This window comes from Nocardioides xinjiangensis (assembly GCF_017916385.1).
Classification (GTDB): domain Bacteria; phylum Actinomycetota; class Actinomycetes; order Propionibacteriales; family Nocardioidaceae; genus Nocardioides; species Nocardioides xinjiangensis.
In genome coordinates this window covers 122,080-139,836 of record NZ_JAFMSW010000002.1, presented here as the reverse complement: position 1 = coordinate 139,836, position 17,757 = coordinate 122,080, and the positions used below count along the sequence as shown (strand labels likewise).

Sequence of the window (17,757 nt, the reverse complement as noted above, 5' to 3'; positions counted from 1 at the left end):
GATGGAGGATCGTGAAGGTGGCGGAGCCCGGCAAGGTGTCGGTGGTGCTGGTCGACGACTCGGTCGACGTGCGCACTCTGGTGCGCATGCGGCTCGAGGCCTCGGGCTCGTTCGAGGTCCTCGGTGAGGCCGCGGACGGGGAGCAGGCCATCGAGCTGGTGATCCGGCACGAGCCGGAGCTCGTGCTCCTCGACGTCTCGATGGCAGCCATGGACGGTCTCGAGACGCTGCCGTCGATCCTCGCGGTGCGGCCGGACACAGCGGTCGTGATGTTCAGCGGGTTCAGCGGCGACCACCTCGCCATGGAGGTCCGCGAGCTCGGCGCGCTGGACCTCATCGAGAAGTCGATCCCTCTGGAGGAGCTCCCCGACCGGCTCCTGCGGAGCCTGCGCGGAGCGGGGGCGGAGGCCGTCGCAGACATCCCTCTTCCGCCGGACGAGGACCCCGAGGAGCTGCGCGAGGCGGGCGTCGACGTGGCGCGGGTGGAGCAGGAGATCCTCGACGACCACGTCGAGGGGTTCCGCGAGCTCTTCGACCGAGCAGCGATCGGCATGGCCACCCTGACCGTGCACGCCACGATCGTGCGGGCCAACGACGCCCTCGCCGACCTGATGTCGTGCGAGCCGAGGGAGCTCGTCGGTGTCGACTACGGCCGCCTGACCGGTGGGCTGGGCGACGTCCTGGACCGCCACCTCGAGACGTTGCGGACCTCGCAGGAGAACGTGGCGACGTTCGAGCACCCCATCCCGGGGCTGCCCTGGGCCACCGAGGTGCGCACCGCCCGCGTGACCCTGGTCCCGATCCGCGACTCGGTCGGGCAGATGCTCTACGTCTTCGCGCAGGTCCAGGACATCACCGCCCAGCGCACCGCCGAGGAGGAGCTGCACCGCACCGAGGAGAAGTTCCGCCTCCTGGTCGCCGCCGTCGAGGAGTACGCCGTGTTCATGCTCGACGCCAGGGGGCTGGTGATGAGCTGGAACGCGGGGGCGCGGCGGATCAAGGGCTACGAGGCGAACGAGATCGTCGGGCGCCACTTCCGGGTGTTCTACCCCGAGGAGGAGCAGCTGACCGGCCATCCCGAGCGCAACCTCGAGGCGGCGCTGCGCGACGGGTCGTTCGCCGAGGAGGGCTGGCGCGTACGCCAGGACGGCAGCCGTTTCTGGGCAAGCGTCGTCATCACCCCCGTCCACGACGACCGCGGTCGGCACATCGGTTTCGCCAAGATCACCCGCGACCAGACCGAGCAGCGCGAGAACGCCGAGAACCGGCTGGAGGCCATGGCCGAGCAGGCGCGGCTGCTCGCCGTGACGGCACACGAGCTCAGGAACCCCACGGCCGTGATCGACGGCAGTGCGCATGCCCTCCAGATGTCGGAGCGGCAGATGACCCCCGAGGAGCGCGAGCGCTTCTTCCGCGGCATCCGGAGCAGCGCGGACCGGCTCCGCCGGCTGGCTGCCGACCTGACCGCGGCCTCGCAGCTGCAGGGCGGCGGCATGCACTTCCGGGCCGAGACCGTCTCGCTCCGCGAGCTGGTGCGGAGCGCCGCGCTGCGGCGGGCGGCCGCGAGCCCCGCCGTCCACGTCGAGGTGGACGTCCCCGACGGGGCCGTCCTCCGTGCCGACGAGGTGCGCCTCGCCCAGGCGCTCGACAACCTGCTCGACAACGCCGTCCGCCACGGATCCCCGCCGTTCACCGTGGCGGCGACGGTGCGCGACGACCAGGTCGAGCTCCGGGTCACCGATGCCGGCCGGGGCGCGCCCCACGAGCTGGTCCCACGGCTGTTCGACCGGTTCGCCACGGCCGGTGCCACCAGCGGGACCGGCCTGGGCCTCTACCTCGTGCGCGAGATCGCGAGGGGCCACGGCGGCGACGCCGTCTACCAGCCCCCGGCCGAGGACAGCCCGACGACGTTCGTCATCCGATTCCCCCTGGACGCCGGAGACCGGTGACCGGCGACCGGCTCGACCGCGGTCGTCCTGCTCGAGTCGATCGCGACCCGGCGGACCGATCCCGAGAGTTTCCGCCGCGCGCCTGGCTCAATACCCGACCCCGGGGCGAGGGCCTGATCAGAGGACCAGCGCGGCCGCCATCACGAGCGGCAGCGACACGACCGACGCCACCGAGGTGACGAGTGTCAGCGTCTTGAGCGTGCCCTTCGTCGAGAGCCCCAGCAGGGACTTGAACATCCAGAAGAAGTTGCTGTTGACCTGCAGCGCGAACATCGCGCCCGACGCGATGGCGAGCCCCACGACGATGGGGGAGACCGTGATCGAGTCGAGGACGGGCGCGATGATGCCGGCCGCGGTGATCGCCGCGACCGAGACCGAGCCGATGGCCAGGTGCAGCACCGCCGCGATGAACCACGCGAGCAGGATGCTCAGCACCACTGGCGCGCCCGCGTCGGCCGAGAACAGGTCGCCGAGCACCTTGTCGAGGCCGGTCGCCTCGATGACCGCGCCCAGGGAGCCGCCCACGCCGGTGATGAGCAGGATCTCGCCGGTGGTGTGGAAGCCGTCCTCCATCGCCTCGTTGGTCCGCTCCGGGCCGGCGGAGGCGCGGGACAGGGTGTAGGCCCCCAGCAGGCCGATGAAGAGGGCGACGTTGGCGTCGCCGAGGAACGCGATGACGTCGGTGGACCAACCGCCGAGCTCGGCGAACGCGCCGAAGGCGATGAGCAGCAGCGGGACGAGGATCGGCAGCAGGAGGACCAGCAGCGGCAGGCGGCGTACGCCCTCACCGGCCTCGGCGGCGCTCGCGGACGCCTCGGTCTGCGCGAGGGCCTCCTGCGAGGAGCCCGCCTCGCCGGTCAGGTAGGCGCGGTCGGCGGCCTCCTGCTCGATCATCGCCTCGTCGGGCTCCTCGTCGGTCGCGACGTTCCAGAAGCCGCCGGCGTGGAAGAGCAGCCGCATCAGCATCGTGGACACGACCGCGGTGACGAGGCCGATGACCACGCCGTAGACGAGCCAGTCGCCGAGCCGGATGTCGAGCAGCCCCGCGATCGAGATCGCGGCCAGGCCCGGGATGACGAAGACGTAGCCGGCGAAGATCCCGCAGCCGAGCGCGGAGGCCAGGACGGGCAGACCCACCTTGCCGATGAACGGCGAGGCGGAGCGCGCCACCGGCGCGGCCAGCACGACCTGCACGTCGACGTAGATCGAGGGCATCACCACCGCGAGCATCGAGGTGAGCGCGTACGGCAGCCGGCCCGGACCCACCCGCTGGACCAGCAGCCCGACCAGGCGGCGGAACGCGCCGGTGGAGTGGAGCAGCGACCCGATGAGGACGCCGAACCCGATGAGGAGGCCGACCTCGGCCATGATGCCGCCGAAGCCGGTCGTGATCGCCTCGATCGTGCCCGCGAAGCCGACGCCGGCCGCCAGCCCGAGGTAGAGCGAGCCGAGGATCAACGAGATCACGGGGTCGATGCGCACCCGGATGATGAGCGCGATCACCAGGAGGATGGCGACGGCGGTGTGCAAGGCGACCATGGGCTCCCCAGACGATGTGCAGACGGTGTTCGCATCCTCGAGAGGCTCCCGAGTGGCCCCTGTCTACCGGTGCTGGGTGCGCCTTGACCAGTCGCGGCCGAGGTGTGGGCCGGGGTGTGGGCGGCGGCGCGAGCCGCTGCCCACGTCGATAGGGTCGCTCGGGTGACCCTCCCGGCGCCGCCGCACCCCCTGCCCGCCGCAGTCCTGTGGGACATGGACGGCACGCTCGTCGACACCGAGCCGTACTGGATCGCCACCGAGTACGAGATGGCCGAGAAGTACGGCGGGACGTGGTCGCACGAGCACGCGATGAACCTCGTCGGCAACGCCCTGCTGGAGTCGGGCGACTACATCCGGGTGCACATGGGCATCGACCGGACGCCTCAGCAGATCGTCGACGAGCTGCTCGACGGCGTGGTCGCCCGGGTCGAGGAGGAGGTCCCGTGGCGTCCCGGTGCCCGCGAGCTGCTCACCGACCTGCACGCGCACGGCGTCCCCTGCGCGCTGGTGACCATGTCGTGGCAGCGGTTCGTGACGCCGATCCTGTCGCGTCTCCCGGCGGGCACCTTCGCCAGCGTCGTCACCGGCGACCGCGTGGAGTTCGGCAAGCCGCACCCCGAGCCGTACCTCACCGCCGCCGCCGAGCTCGGCCTGCACCCCGCACAGTGCCTGGCCATCGAGGACTCCAACACCGGCGCCAAGTCGGCGGTCGCCGCCGGCTGCACGGTCCTGTGCGTGCCGAACCACGTGCCGATCCTCGAGGGGGACGGGCGCGTGTTCGCCGACACCCTCGTCGGGCTCGACCCGCCCGCGCTGGGGCGGATGCTCGCGCGGGAGGACTGACCCGGCGCGTCGCCTCGTCGCCCCCGCGGGCCGGGCGTGCCGGCGTCATACGAAGGCGTACGTATGGGTGCGGGTTCGCATGACGCTGGCGCCGGCGGGCGGGGGCTCGCGTGCGTCATGCGAGGGCGTACGTATGGGTGCGGGTTCGCATGACGCTGGCGCCTGGCGGGCGGGCGTCATACGAAGGCGTACGTATGGGTGCGGGTCCGCATGACGCTGGCGCCGGATGGCGGGGGTGCGTCATACGGAGGCGTACGTATGGGTGCGGGTTCGCATGACGCTGGCGCTTGGTGGCTTGCGGGCGTCATACGAAGGCGTACGTATGGGTGCAGGTCCGCATGACGCTGGCGCCCGGCGGGCGGGCGGGCGCTGCCTGCAGCCGCGCGGGCGTCATACGAAGGCGTACGTATGGGTGCGGGTCCGCATGACGCTGGGCTGGCACGCTGGCGCCGGCAGGCGGGCGGCGGAGGCCCGGGCGGTGGGGCGCGAGGGGCGGAGCTCAGTCCGCGGACTCGTCGACCGAGGCGTCCGCCCGGCCCGCCAGCGGCGCCGGCGGCTCGGGGAGGGGCGGGACGGTGCCGCCCTTGGTCGGGCAGTACTGGTGGAAGGAGCACCAGTCGCACAGGCGTGACGGGCTGGGTCGCCAGTCGCCCGTCTCCTGCGCCAGCCGGATCGCCCGCCACAGCGCCTCGACCTTGCGCTCGGTGGCGAGCAGGTCGTGCTCGTCGGGCTCGTAGCGGACGATCTCGCCGTTGCCGAGGTAGACCAGCTGGAGCACCGACGGCACGATGCCGCGCAGGCGCCAGATGACGAGGGCGTAGAACTTCATCTGGAACAGCGCCTTGGCCTCGAAGCCCTCGCCCGGGCTGCGGCCGGTCTTGTAGTCGACCACCCGGATCCGGCCGTCGGGAGCCACGTCGACCCGGTCGACGAACCCGCGCAGCAGGAGCCGGGACTCGAGCAGCGCCTCGACGTAGAGCTCGCGCTCGGCCGGCTCGAGCCGGCGCGGGTCCTCGAGGTCGAAGTAGCGCTCGAGCACCGTGCGGCAGGACGCGAGCCATGCCGCCTGGTCCGGGCCGTCGCCGCCGAACATGTCGGCGAGGGCGGGCTCGATATCGAGAAGGTCGCTCCAGGCCGGCGCGAGCATGTCGGCGGCCCGCTCCGGGGTCCGGTCCGACGCCGGCAGGTCGAAGAGGTCCTCGAGCACCTTGTGCACCACGGTGCCGCGGGCGGCATCGGGCGACGGCTCCTCGGGCAGCCGGTCGACGGTGCGCAGGCGGTACATCAGCGGACAGGTCATGAAATCGCTCGCGCGGCTCGGCGACAGGGCGCCGAGCACCTCCACTCCGTCGACGGGGGTGGACACACGCTCGGCGGGGGACTCGACGGGACGCCGAGCGGGCGCGGGGGCGGGCGCCGGGACGACGGAGGCCGGGACGGGTATCGACATGACGCCGTCACCCTAGGCGAGGGGTGCGACAGCGCCCTCCGCCGCTCCTGCGCGCCGGCGCCGTGGGTGGCGTTCGTTAGGGTTCAAGCGTGCCCGACCCGACCGATCCGGCCCCTGCCCAGGGGCGTCCCCGCCGTACGCCGCGCGCCCGGGGCACGCTGCGGATCGGCTCGATCGCGGGCATCGACGTGCTCATCACGAGCTCCTGGTTCATCGTCGCGCTCCTGATCTCGCTCACCTTCGCCCCGCGGATCGAGCAGGAGGAGCCGGGGCTGGGCTTCTGGAAGTACGTCGCCGGATTCGTCTTCGCGGTCGTGCTCTACCTCTCGGTGCTACTCCACGAGGCCTCGCACGCCGTCACGGCGCAGCGACTCGGCTACGGCGTCACCTCGATCACGCTCCACTTCCTCGGTGGCATGACCGAGATCGACGGGCAGTCGCGCCGGCCGCGCCACGAGTTCTGGATCGCCGTCGTCGGGCCGCTGACGTCGATCGCCGTGGGTGCCGCCGCAGCGGGGCTGTGGTTCGTCGTGCCGGACGGACTCCTGCGGGTCGCGGTCGAGGGGCTGGCCGGTGCCAACCTGCTCATCGGGGTCCTCAACCTCGTCCCCGGGCTGCCGCTCGACGGGGGCCGGGTGCTGAAGTCCGCGGTCTGGGGCGCGTCGGGCGACCAGCACCGCGGCACGATCGTCGCCGGCTGGGGCGGGCGGCTCACCGCCCTGGCGCTGTTGGCGTGGCCGCTCGTCCAGGAGCCGCTGACGGGGTCCGAGCCGACGATCCTCGACCTCGTGCTGGTGTTCATCCTGGGCCTGTTCCTGTGGACCGGCGCCACGGCGGCGATGGCCCACGCCCGGCTGCGGCAGCGGCTCCCCGCGCTGGTCGCGCGACCCCTCGCCCGGCGCACGCTCACCGTCCCCGAGGACCTGCCGCTCGCCGAGGCCGTACGCCGTGCGCAGGAGGCGCAGGCCGGCAGCATCGTCACCGTCGCCGCCGACGGCACGCCGGTCGGCATCGTCAGCGAGGCCGCCGTGACGGCGATGCCGGCGGACCGCCGGCCCTGGGTGGCGGTCTCCACGGTGGCCCGCACCATGGAGGACGGCCTCGCCCTCCCGGCCGCCGTGTCCGGTGAGGACCTCATCCTGGCGATCAGCCGGCGCCCGGCCGAGGAGTACCTCCTCGTCGAGGAGGACGGCCGGATCTACGGCGTGCTGTCGACCGCCGACGTCGATCGCGCCTTCCGGGAGAACGCCCGGCGCTGACGACGCGGCGTCGACCACTAGTCTTCGCGGCATGCCCGAGCCTTCACCCGACGTCCCCGCCGAGGCCTGGTCCGGCGTCCACCGCGGTCCTCTTCGCGAGGGCGAGTGGGTGCGGCTGACCGACCAGAAGGGCCGCAAGCACAACTTCGAGCTCACCGCGGGCAAGCGGTTCTTCTCCAACAAGGGCCACCTGGACCACGACGAGCTCATCGGCCGCGACGAGGGCTTCACGGTCACCTCGTCGGCCGGCGGCCAGTACCTGGTCTTCCGCCCGCTCCTGAACGAGTTCGTCGTGTCGATGCCCCGCGGCGCCGCGGTCGTCTACCCCAAGGACGCCGCCCAGATCGTCGCCCTGGCCGACATCTACCCGGGCGCCCGCGTGGTCGAGGCCGGGGCGGGCTCCGGCGCCCTGACCTGCTCGCTGCTGCGCGCGGTCGGCCCGTGGGGCAGGGTCACGTCGTTCGAGCTGCGCGAGGAGTTCGCCGACGTCGCCCGGCGCAACGTCGGCCAGTTCTTCTCCGCTCCGGAGGGCCACACGCACCCTGCCTGGGACCTGCGCCTGGGCGACCTCAAGGACGGCCTGCCCGCTCTCGGTGGCCAGGTCGACCGGGTCATCCTCGACATGCTCGACCCGTGGAGCTGCGTCGACGTCGTGGCCGAGGCGCTCGTGCCCGGCGGGATCATCTGTGCCTACGTCGCCACCACCACCCAGCTCTCACGTGTCGTGGAGACCCTCCGCGCCCACGGCGGCTTCACCGAGCCGCAGCCCTGGGAGTCGCTGGTGCGCGACTGGCACGTCGAGGGCCTCGCGGTGCGGCCGGGGCACAAGATGATCGGGCACACCGCCTTCCTCGTCACCGCACGCCGGATGGCGCCGGGGGAGAGGCCGCCCCGCAAGACCCGGCGACCCGCGCCCGGAGCGTACGGACCCGACTACACCGGCCCGCGCCCGGCCGACGTCCCGCCGGCGGAGGCGGCCGACGGCGCGTGAGCGGCGTCGAGGTCGTCGACTGGTCACCGGACTGGTCGCGGCAGTTCGAGGAGGTCGCGACCGTCCTGCGCTCGGCCCTCGTCGACGTGCCGTCGGCGCGCGTCGAGCACGTCGGCTCGACGTCGGTCCCCGGGCTGGCCGCCAAGCCGGTCCTGGACATCGACGTGGTCGTCGACGCCGCGGAGGTCCCCGCCGCCGTCGCCGCGCTGGAGGCGGTCGGCTACGTCCACCGCGGCGACCTCGGTGTCCCCGGCCGGGGGGCCTTCCACGCCCCGGGCGGGCCGCGCCGACACGTCTACGTGTGCCCCGCCGGCACCGCCTCGGTGCGCAACCACCTCGCCGTCCGCGACGTCCTGCGCGGCCGCGACGACCTGCGCGACGCGTACGCCGGGGTCAAGCGCGCGCTCGCAGCCGACCCGGCCATGGACATGGACACCTACGTCGCCGGGAAGTCGGCGATCCTGCAGCAGGTGCTCGCGGCGTCGGGGGAGCTCACCGCCGACGAGCTCGAGGAGATCCGCCGCGTCAACGACGCCGGCTGAGGGGGCGCCGCGCCCGCGGATCGGGACAGCCGACGCGGCGGCGTTGCCAAACGGTGACCAACTCAGGCGTGTGTGCCCTTCCCTCCCGCGGATCCGTGGGTAGTGTCACTGAGCAGGAGGTGCGAGATGACGGAGCCGACCCGCGAGCAACTTGCCACCCAGGTGCGCTACCTGGAGGCGGAGGTCACCGACCTGCGCCGCCGCCTCGACGACGTGCCGGGCCACGCCCGGGGCCTGGAGAACCGCCTGGCCGACGCGCAGCGTTCGCTGGCCGCCGTCTCCAGCCAGAACGAGCGCCTGGCCCAGACGCTGCGCGACGCGCGCGACCAGATCACCACGCTCAAGGAGGAGGTCGACCGCCTGGCGCAGCCGCCGGCCGGGTTCGGCACCTTCCTCGGCCGCAACGACGACGACTCGGTCGACGTCTTCACCGGCGGGCGCAAGCTGCGCGTCAGCGTGAGCCCGGCCGTCGACCTCGACGGCCTCGTGCGCGGCCAGGAGGTCATGCTCAACGAGGCGCTCAACGTCGTCGCCGCGCTCGACTTCGAGCAGGTCGGCGAGGTCGTGATGCTCAAGGAGATCCTCGCCGACGGCGAGCGCGCCCTGGTCATCGCCAACGCCGACGAGGAGCGCGTCGTACGTCTTGCCGAGCCGCTGCGCGCCGAGGACGTCACCATCAGGGCGGGCGACTCCCTGCTGCTCGACACCCGCGCCGGCTACGTCTACGAGGTCGTGCCGAAGTCCGAGGTCGAGGAGCTCGTGCTCGAGGAGGTGCCCGACATCGAGTACGGCTCGATCGGCGGCCTCACCACGCAGATCGACGCGATCCGCGACGCCGTCGAGCTGCCGTACCTGCACCCCGAGCTGTTCCGCGACCACGAGCTCAAGCCGCCGAAGGGCGTGCTGCTCTACGGTCCGCCCGGCTGCGGCAAGACGCTCATCGCCAAGGCGGTCGCCAACTCGCTGGCGAAGAAGGTCGCCGAGAAGACCGGCGCGTCGGGGAAGTCCTACTTCCTCAACATCAAGGGACCCGAGCTGCTCAACAAGTACGTCGGCGAGACCGAGCGCCACATCCGGCTGGTCTTCCAGCGGGCGCGCGAGAAGGCGTCGCTCGGCACCCCGGTGATCGTGTTCTTCGACGAGATGGACTCGCTGTTCCGCACCCGCGGGTCCGGCGTCTCCTCCGACGTGGAGAACACCATCGTCCCGCAGCTGCTGAGCGAGATCGACGGCGTCGAGGCGCTGGAGAACGTGCTGGTGATCGGGGCGTCCAACCGCGAGGACATGATCGACCCGGCCATCCTGCGCCCGGGCCGGCTCGACGTGAAGATCAAGATCGAGCGGCCGGACGCCGAGTCGGCGCGCGACATCTTCTCCAAGTACCTCACGGCGCGGCTGCCGCTGCACGCCGACGACCTCGCCGAGTTCGGCAACGACCGCGAGGCCACGGTCAACGCGATGATCCGCGCCACGGTGGAGCGGATGTACACCGAGTCGGAGGAGAACCGCTTCCTCGAGGTCACCTACGCCAACGGCGACAAGGAGGTCCTCTACTTCAAGGACTTCAACTCCGGCGCGATGATCCAGAACATCGTCGACCGGGCGAAGAAGATGGCGATCAAGGACTTCCTCGACAGCGACCTCAATCCCGCCCAGCGCGGTCTCCGCGTCCAGCACATGCTCCAGGCGTGCGTGGACGAGTTCAAGGAGAACGAGGACCTGCCCAACACGACCAACCCCGACGACTGGGCGCGGATCTCGGGCAAGAAGGGTGAGCGGATCGTCTTCATCCGCACGCTCATCACCGGCAAGCAGGGCACCGAGCCGGGCCGGTCCATCGACACCGTCGCCAACACCGGCCAGTACCTGTGAGCCGGCCGGGGTGAGCCTCCGGTGACCCGCGACGACGACCTCGGCCACGGCGACATCGAGGCCGCCCTCGCCGCCCGTCGCGAGCTCGGTGCGCGCTACGACGCCGAGCTCGTCGACGGGTTCGCCGAGCGCATCGAGCGCGCGGTGGAGCGGCGGGTCGCCGAGCGCGCCGCCCTGGAGCAGCGGCGTACGTCCGCGGTCGCGGGGGCCGGTGGTCGCCAGCTGGCGCTCGGCATCGTCTCGCTCGTCGCCTTCATCCCGATCAGCATCGCCCTCGGCGTGAACGGGGAGTTCCTCGCCCTGCTGGTGACGCTGGCCGGCATCGTCGGGGTGAACCTCGCGCACGCCTGGCAGTCGCGGCGGCCCTGAGCGCGACACCCCTCCGGAGGGTTGCCGCGGGGGCCCGGAGCGCTAGGTTGAGCAGATGCGAACCATTCTGATCATCGTCGTCGTCGTCGTCATCGTCATCTTCCTGCTGGGCTTCCTGCGCCGCGGGCGTTGAGCCTCGGCCGTCCCCGGCCGGGGGTTCACGACGCGCGCAGGCGCGTGCAGTGCACCCAGGGCCGGGCGACGGCGGGCCCGGGCAGGTAGGCCTGCTCGATGTCCTCGACGTGCCATCCGGCCCGCCCCACCAGCGCCGGGACGTCGCGGGTGAGGTGGCAACCACCGGCGAGGGCCCGCTGCACCGGCTCGAGCCGCCGCTGCCAGCGGCGTACGGACTCGTCGGGGGCCAGGCCGTGCTCGAGGACGTGCAGCCGACCGCCGTCGCGCACGACCCGCCTCGCCTCGCGCAGCGCGGCCAGCGGATCCGGGATCGTGCAGAGGCTGAACGTGACCAGCGCGCTGTCGTGGGAGTCGTCGGGCAGGTCGAGGCGCTGGCCGTCGAGCCCGGCGCGGACGACCGGGAGCGCAGCGCCCCTGCGGCGGGGCTCCGAGAGCCGCCAGCCGAGGTCGGAGGGCTCGATGGCGGTGACCGACGTGACCTCCGCGGGGTACCAGGGCACGTTGAGCCCGCTGCCGAAGCCGATCTCCAGCACCCGTCCGGCGAGCCCGGCGCAGGTGGCGGCGCGCACCTCGTGGAGCTCGGGTCCGCGCAGGCTGAGCTCCGTGAGGCGCGGCACGACGCGCTCGTCCCACACCCGTAGGCTCATCCCATGAGCGTACGCCGCGTGATGGGCACGGAGATCGAGTACGGGATCTCGGTGCAGGGGCAGCCCTCGGCCAACCCCATGGTCGCGTCGTCGCAGGTCGTCAACGCCTATGCCAGCTCGACCGCACGGGCGCGTCGCGCGCGGTGGGACTTCGAGGAGGAGTCGCCGCTGCGCGACGCCCGCGGCTTCGACATGGCGCGGCAGGTCGCTGACCCCACCCAGCTGACCGACGAGGACCTCGGCCTCGCCAACGTCATCCTCACCAACGGCGCACGGCTCTACGTCGACCACGCGCACCCGGAGTACTCCTCGCCCGAGGTCACCACGCCGCTCGACGTGGTGCGCTGGGAGAAGGCGGGGGAGCAGGTCATGCTCGACGCGTCGCGGATGGCGGCGCAGGTGCCGGGCAGCACGCCGATCCTGCTCTACAAGAACAACACCGACAACAAGGGTGCGTCCTACGGCGCGCACGAGAACTACCTCATGCGCCGCTCCACCCAGTTCGCGGAGATCGTGCGCCACCTCACGCCGTTCTTCGTCTCCCGCCAGGTCGTCACCGGTGCCGGGCGGGTGGGCATCGGCCAGGACGGCCGCGACACCACGCCCGAGCGCGGGTTCCAGATCAGCCAGCGCTCCGACTACTTCGAGGTGGAGGTCGGGCTCGAGACGACGCTCAAGCGCCCGATCATCAACACCCGCGACGAGCCGCACGCCGATCCCGCGGTCTACCGCCGCCTGCACGTGATCCTGGGCGACGCGAACCTCGCGGAGGTCTCGATCTACCTCAAGGTCGGCACCACCTCGCTCGTGCTGGCGATGATCGAGGACGGCTTCATCGACCGCGACCTCGCCGTCGAGGGGGCCGTGAAGTCGCTGCGCGAGGTCTCCCACGACCCGACGCTGCGGCACCTGCTGACCCTCCGCGACGGTCGTCGGCTCACCGCCGTGCAGCTGCAGCTGGAGTACCTCGAGCTGGCGCGCAAGTACGTCGAGGACCGCTACGGAGCCGACGCCGACGAGCAGACCGTCGACGTGCTCGCCCGCTGGGAGTCGGTGCTCACCCGGCTCGAGCGCGACCCGATGGAGTGCGCCACCGAGCTCGACTGGGTCGCCAAGCTCAAGCTCCTGAACCAGTACCGCGACCGCGACGACCTCGACTGGGACGACGCGAAGCTGCACCTCATCGACCTGCAGTACGCGGACGTGCGCCCCGACAAGGGGCTCTACCACCGCCTGGCCGCTGCCGGGCGGATCGAGCGGCTGCTCGACGACGCCGGCATCGAGGCGGCCATGCACGAGCCGCCGACCGACACCCGGGCCTACTTCCGCGGCCGGTGCCTCGACAAGTACGCCGACGCGGTCGCCGCCGCGTCGTGGGACTCGGTGATCTTCGACCTCCCCGGACGCGAATCGCTCCAGCGGGTCCCGACGATCGACCCGCTCCGCGGCACCCGCGCCCACGTGGGGGAGCTGATCGACCGCAGCGACACCGCGCAGGCGCTCGTCGCGGCGATCACCCGCTGACCGGCGCTCGCGCGTCGTCGGGGTGCTGGCCGGCCGGCCGCGGGTGCGGATCCCCCGCTTAAGCGGGGGATTGCGAACTTCCGGAGGTCTGCACGCCCCTCGAAGATCACACAACCCTCGAGAAGTCCGGTCGCGAGCGACGGGGCCAGCGCGGGTAGCCGGCCGGGCCGGCCGGCCGGGTGCGGATCCCCCGCTTAAGCGGGGGATTGCGAACTTCCGGGGGTCTGCACGCCCCTCGGAGATCACACAACCCTGGAGAAGTCCGGCGCGGACGACGGGCCAGCGCGGGTAGCCGGCCGCGTCGGCGCCCGGGTGCGGATCCCCCGCTCAAGCGGGGGATTGCGAACTTCCGGGGGCCTGCACGCCCCCCGAGGTTCACACAACCCTCGAGAAGTGCCGCCCCTGCGCGACGTACGACGACCGCGCGGCCCGCACCGACACACCCGTTCGCCCTGCGGTGAACGCCTTGTGGCGTCAGGGGGAGTGGATAGGGTCGAGTCATGGCCCAGGAGCAGAAGCAGCCGCGCAAGTCCTCGCAGGAGGAGACGGCGACCGAGGAGGTCGTGGAGACCGACGTCGCCGAGCGCAAGGAGATGATCGACGAGGACGTCGACGCGATCCTCGACGAGATCGACGAGGTCCTCGAGACCAACGCCGAGGACTTCGTGAAGTCGTTCATCCAGAAGGGCGGCCAGTGAGCGAGTCCCGGCTGCCCACCTCGTTCATGACGCCCGGCACGTCGAGCTTCACCGACTTCCTGGGTGCACAGGCCCCCGACCTGCTGCCGTCGCGCCGGGCGGTGCCCCCGGGTGACGCGGGCGACCTGGCGCCGCACGGCACCACGATCGTCGCCGCCACCTTCGACGGCGGGGTGGTGATGGCGGGCGACCGCCGGGCCACGATGGGCAACATCATCGCCCAGCGCGACATCGAGAAGGTCTTCCCCGCCGACGAGTACTCGGTCGTGGGCATCGCCGGCACGGCGGGGCTCGCGGTCGAGATGGTGCGGCTGTTCCAGACCGAGCTCGAGCACTACGAGAAGATCGAGGGCACCACGCTGTCCATGGACGGCAAGGCCAACCGCCTGGCCGCCCTCATCCGGGCCAACCTGGGCCTCGCGATGCAGGGCCTCGCCGTGGTCCCGCTGTTCGCCGGGTACGACCTGGCCGCCGGCGGCGGCCGGATCTTCAGCTACGACGTCACCGGCGGCCGCTACGAGGAGACCGCCTTCCACTCGGTCGGCTCCGGCTCCCTCTTCGCGCGGGGCTCGCTGAAGAAGCTCTACCGCGAGGACCTCGACGCCGAGGGCGCCGTGACGGCCGTGATCCAGGCGCTCTACGACGCCGCCGACGACGACTCCGCCACCGGCGGCCCCGACCTCACCCGCCGCATCTTCCCGGTCGTCCACGTCATCACCGCCGACGGCGGGCGCCGGATGCCCGACGACGAGGTCTCCGCCATCGCGGACCGGATGATCGCGTCCCGCATGCGGCGGCCCGACGGCCCTGCCGCCGAGCTGGTCTAGGAGGCCCCGCATGAGCATGCCGTTCTACGTCTCGCCCGAGCAGCTGATGAAGGACCGGGCCGACTTCGCACGCAAGGGCATCGCCCGCGGACGCTCCGTGGTGGCGCTGCAGTACGCCGACGGCGTGCTGTTCGTCTCCGAGAACCCGTCGCAGGCGCTGCACAAGGTCAGCGAGATCTACGACCGGATCGCCTTCGCCGCGGTCGGTCGCTACAACGAGTTCGAGAACCTCCGCATCGCCGGCGTGCGCCTCGCCGACATGCGCGGCTACGCCTACGACCGGCGCGACGTCACGGGCCGCGGCCTGGCCAACGCCTACGCCCAGACGCTGGGCACGATCTTCTCCTCGGGCGGCGAGAAGCCCTACGAGGTGGAGATCTTCGTCGCCGAGATCGGGGACGCGCCCGCGGACGACCAGCTCTACCGGCTCACCTACGACGGCCAGGTCGCCGACGAGCACGGCTTCGCGGTGATGGGCGGGGCGGCCGACGTCGTCGCCGCGCACCTCACCGAGCACTACGTCGAGGGCGCCTCCCTCGAGGACGCGGTCCGGTGCGCCGTCCGCGCGCTCGGTCACAGCGAGACCGACGACCGCGTCATCCCGGCCCGCGACCTTGAGGTGGCGGTGCTCGACCGCACCCGCACGCAGCCGCGCAAGTTCATGCGCCTGCGCGAGGCACGCCTCGCCGAGATCCTGGCCGACCGCGGCCCCGAGCAGGCCGACGCCGCCGCACCCGAGGACGCCCTGGCCGGGGCCGGCCCCCGCCAGTCGGCCACCGACGACCCCGCCGACCCGACCGACCAGGTGTCGGGCGGCACGCCGCCGCTGGAGGACCCCGTCACGGGCGAGCCGCCGGTGGCACCCCCGGTGGCCCCGCCGGTCGTGCCCCCGGTCGCTCCGCCGTCGCAGCCGGGCGAGCGGACACCGACCGACCCGGCGGCGCCCGGCGAGCCGCGGCCTCCGGCGCCACAGCCGCCGACCCAGCCGGGTCAGCCGCCGGCACCCGGCTCGCCGTCGCCCCCGTCGGAGCCCGGCGAGGCCTGAGCCTGCCGCGCCGCGCGTCGCCGGTCCCCGACGCTCATCGCGAGCGAGAGCCCAGCCGCCCCGAGGCCCATCCACAGCCGCGGGCGGCGTACGCCGCGGGCGACCAGCCGCCGCTCGGCCCAGGCGTCCACCGCCTGGCCGCCGCGGCTCGCGCCGGCCACGGCCACGCCAACGACCACGGCCGGGGCCGCGACCGCGAGGGCCTGCGGGTGCGAGGTGCGTGGCCTGTCGGTGATGCCGAACCTCTCGGGGTGCCGCACGACCAGCGCCGTCCCGGCCGCTGCGAGCACCCCCGTCCCGCCGTGCATCGTCCACCGGGCGCCGCGCGACCAGCGCTGGACGGGCATGAGCGTCGTGACGAGCCCGGTGGCGGCGGCCGTCGCGAGGTGGGCGGGCCAGGAATCGAGGCGAGAGTCCAGGAGGGAGTTCAGGCGGGAGTCAGCCCGAGGCTGCGGGCGGAGGTGCGCCCCGGGTGCGGCGGTCGGGTCGTCCATGCCCGCAACCTAGGCGCGAGGCCCAAGGCGGGCGGCGGCCTGCGTGTCACCGCTGCGTACGCCCGCGCGACGTGGACCGCGGGCCTAGTGTGGGGTCATGGACCGGCGGATCTTCGGCATCGAGAACGAGTACGGCGTCACGTGCACGTTCAGGGGCCAGCGCCGCCTGAGCCCCGACGAGGTGGCCCGCTACCTCTTCCGCAAGGTGGTGAGCTGGGGTCGCTCGTCCAACGTGTTCCTGCGCAACGGCGCCCGGCTCTACCTCGACGTCGGCAGCCACCCCGAGTACGCCACCCCCGAGTGCGACGACATCGTCGACCTGGTGACGCACGACAAGGCGGGGGAGCGGATCCTCGAGGGTCTCCTGCTCGACGCCGAGGCCCGCCTCCACGAGGAGGGCATCGCCGGCGACATCTACCTGTTCAAGAACAACACCGACTCCGCCGGCAACTCCTACGGCTGCCACGAGAACTACCTCGTCGGCCGGGCCGGGGAGTTCAGCCGCCTCGCCGACATACTGATCCCGTTCCTGGTGACCCGGCAGATCGTCGTCGGCGCCGGCAAGGTCGTGATGACCCCTCGCGGGGCGTCGTACAGCGTGAGCCAGCGTGCCGAGCACATCTGGGAGGGCGTCAGCAGCGCCACCACGCGCAGCCGCCCGATCATCAACACCCGCGACGAGCCCCACGCGGACGCCGAGCGGTTCCGCCGGCTGCACGTCATCGTCGGCGACTCGAACATGAGCGAGACCACGACGCTGCTCAAGGTGGCGTCGTGCGACCTCGTGCTCCGGATGATCGAGGAGGGCCTGGTGATGCGCGACCTCACGATGGAGAACCCGATCCGGGCGATCCGCGAGATCAGCCACGACCCGTCGGGCCGGCGCAAGGTGCGCCTGGCCAACGGCCGTGAGGCGAGCGCGCTGGAGATCCAGGCGGAGTACCTCGGCAAGGCGCGCGACTTCGTCGACCGGCGCCAGATCTCCACGCCGACCATCGAGCGGGCGCTCGACCTCTGGGAGCGGGCCCTCAAGGCCGTCGAGTCCGACGACCTCGGCCTCGTGGACCGGGAGATCGACTGGGTCATCAAGCTCAAGCTCATCGAGCGCTACCGCGCCAAGCACGGCCTCTCCCTCGGCGATGCCCGCATCGCCCAGCTCGACCTGGCCTACCACGACATCCACCGCGGCCGCGGGCTCTACTACCTCCTGGAGAAGCGCGGTGCCGTGGCCCGCGTCGCCAGCGACCTGAAGATCTTCGAGGCCAAGAGCGTCCCGCCGCAGAACACCCGCGCGCGGCTGCGCGGCGAGTTCATCCGCCGGGCGCAGGAGCGCCGCCGCGACTTCACGGTCGACTGGGTGCACCTCAAGCTCAACGACCAGGCGCAGCGCACCGTGCTCTGCAAGGACCCGTTCAAGGCCTACGACGAGCGCGTGCAGCGGCTCATCGACGGCATGTGAGCCGGCCCGCGCCCCCTGCCGCCCGACCCGGACGCGCCCGACCGGGAGGTCCCGGGGGTGGGTGTCGTCACCGCCGGGGTGGGGTCGCTGGGTAGGGTGACCGCGCAACGCCGT

General features: G+C 72.4%; 16 protein-coding genes. 12 read left to right on the top strand and 4 right to left on the bottom strand.

Annotated features, from left to right (window positions below):
* The first annotated feature begins 17 nt into the window (after nucleotides 1-17).
* Entirely contained in the window at nucleotides 18-1,949 is a 1,932-nt protein-coding gene (locus J3P32_RS15520) for a PAS domain S-box protein (RefSeq protein WP_307861723.1), read from the top strand.
* Nucleotides 1,950-2,066: 117 nt separating this feature from the next.
* Here J3P32_RS15520 and J3P32_RS15515 read toward each other — a convergent pair whose 3' ends face one another.
* Entirely contained in the window at nucleotides 2,067-3,488 is a 1,422-nt protein-coding gene (locus J3P32_RS15515) for a GntP family permease (RefSeq protein ID WP_210440953.1), read from the bottom strand.
* Nucleotides 3,489-3,650: 162 nt separating this feature from the next.
* On the opposite strand from J3P32_RS15515, the gene J3P32_RS15510 reads away from it, so the two are divergent.
* Nucleotides 3,651-4,331: an HAD family hydrolase gene (locus tag J3P32_RS15510; RefSeq protein ID WP_307861722.1), complete on the top strand. Its 681-nt coding sequence runs from the start codon at nucleotides 3,651-3,653 to the stop codon at nucleotides 4,329-4,331.
* Nucleotides 4,332-4,830: 499 nt separating this feature from the next.
* Here the strand turns inward: J3P32_RS15510 and J3P32_RS15505 are convergent, their stop codons facing one another.
* Nucleotides 4,831-5,781, bottom strand: coding sequence for a RecB family exonuclease (locus tag J3P32_RS15505; RefSeq protein WP_210440952.1), 951 nt, complete (start codon nucleotides 5,779-5,781; stop codon nucleotides 4,831-4,833).
* A gap of 89 nt (nucleotides 5,782-5,870) precedes the next feature.
* Here J3P32_RS15505 and J3P32_RS15500 point away from each other — a divergent pair, with 89 nt between their 5' ends.
* From J3P32_RS15500 to J3P32_RS15480, 5 genes are all read left to right on the top strand, one after another.
* Nucleotides 5,871-7,040 (top strand): site-2 protease family protein, encoded by a 1,170-nt coding sequence (locus tag J3P32_RS15500; protein WP_307807868.1) that lies wholly within the window; start codon nucleotides 5,871-5,873, stop codon nucleotides 7,038-7,040.
* A gap of 31 nt (nucleotides 7,041-7,071) precedes the next feature.
* On the top strand, nucleotides 7,072-8,031 hold the full coding sequence (locus tag J3P32_RS15495; protein ID WP_210440951.1) for a tRNA (adenine-N1)-methyltransferase: 960 nt from the start codon (nucleotides 7,072-7,074) through the stop codon (nucleotides 8,029-8,031).
* Entirely contained in the window at nucleotides 8,028-8,573 is a 546-nt protein-coding gene (locus J3P32_RS15490) for a GrpB family protein (protein ID WP_210440950.1), read from the top strand. The genes J3P32_RS15495 and J3P32_RS15490 overlap by 4 nt, the downstream gene beginning before the upstream one ends.
* A gap of 126 nt (nucleotides 8,574-8,699) precedes the next feature.
* A complete protein-coding gene (gene arc, locus J3P32_RS15485; protein WP_210440949.1) occupies nucleotides 8,700-10,445 on the top strand; it encodes a proteasome ATPase in 1,746 nt (581 codons plus the stop codon).
* Nucleotides 10,446-10,466: 21 nt separating this feature from the next.
* Nucleotides 10,467-10,814, top strand: coding sequence for a hypothetical protein (locus tag J3P32_RS15480; RefSeq protein WP_210440948.1), 348 nt, complete (start codon nucleotides 10,467-10,469; stop codon nucleotides 10,812-10,814).
* Between the two features lie 158 nt (nucleotides 10,815-10,972).
* On the opposite strand, the gene J3P32_RS15475 is transcribed toward J3P32_RS15480, so the two are convergent.
* A complete protein-coding gene (locus tag J3P32_RS15475) occupies nucleotides 10,973-11,596 on the bottom strand; it encodes a class I SAM-dependent methyltransferase (RefSeq protein ID WP_210440947.1) in 624 nt (207 codons plus the stop codon).
* A gap of 3 nt (nucleotides 11,597-11,599) precedes the next feature.
* On the opposite strand from J3P32_RS15475, the gene dop reads away from it, so the two are divergent.
* The 4 genes from dop to prcA all read left to right on the top strand — a co-directional run bounded on the left by dop (nucleotide 11,600) and on the right by prcA (nucleotide 15,690).
* Nucleotides 11,600-13,120 carry a depupylase/deamidase Dop gene (gene dop / locus J3P32_RS15470; protein ID WP_210440946.1) on the top strand — a complete coding sequence of 507 codons (1,521 nt, stop codon included), beginning with the start codon at nucleotides 11,600-11,602 and terminating at the stop codon, nucleotides 13,118-13,120.
* A 500-nt stretch (nucleotides 13,121-13,620) separates the two neighbouring features.
* On the top strand, nucleotides 13,621-13,818 hold the full coding sequence (locus J3P32_RS15465; protein WP_172261243.1) for a ubiquitin-like protein Pup: 198 nt from the start codon (nucleotides 13,621-13,623) through the stop codon (nucleotides 13,816-13,818).
* Between the two features lie 26 nt (nucleotides 13,819-13,844).
* Nucleotides 13,845-14,645: a proteasome subunit beta gene (gene prcB, locus J3P32_RS15460; RefSeq protein ID WP_210441593.1), complete on the top strand. Its 801-nt coding sequence runs from the start codon at nucleotides 13,845-13,847 to the stop codon at nucleotides 14,643-14,645.
* A gap of 10 nt (nucleotides 14,646-14,655) precedes the next feature.
* Entirely contained in the window at nucleotides 14,656-15,690 is a 1,035-nt protein-coding gene (prcA, locus tag J3P32_RS15455; protein ID WP_210440945.1) for a proteasome subunit alpha, read from the top strand.
* On the opposite strand, the gene J3P32_RS15450 is transcribed toward prcA, so the two are convergent.
* Complete coding sequence (locus tag J3P32_RS15450; RefSeq protein ID WP_210440944.1) at nucleotides 15,636-16,184, bottom strand: hypothetical protein; 549 nt, start codon at nucleotides 16,182-16,184, stop codon at nucleotides 15,636-15,638. The genes prcA and J3P32_RS15450 overlap by 55 nt on opposite strands.
* Before the next feature lie 97 nt (nucleotides 16,185-16,281).
* On the opposite strand from J3P32_RS15450, the gene pafA reads away from it, so the two are divergent.
* Entirely contained in the window at nucleotides 16,282-17,643 is a 1,362-nt protein-coding gene (pafA, locus tag J3P32_RS15445) for a Pup--protein ligase (RefSeq protein ID WP_210440943.1), read from the top strand.
* Nucleotides 17,644-17,757: the final 114 nt, after the last annotated feature.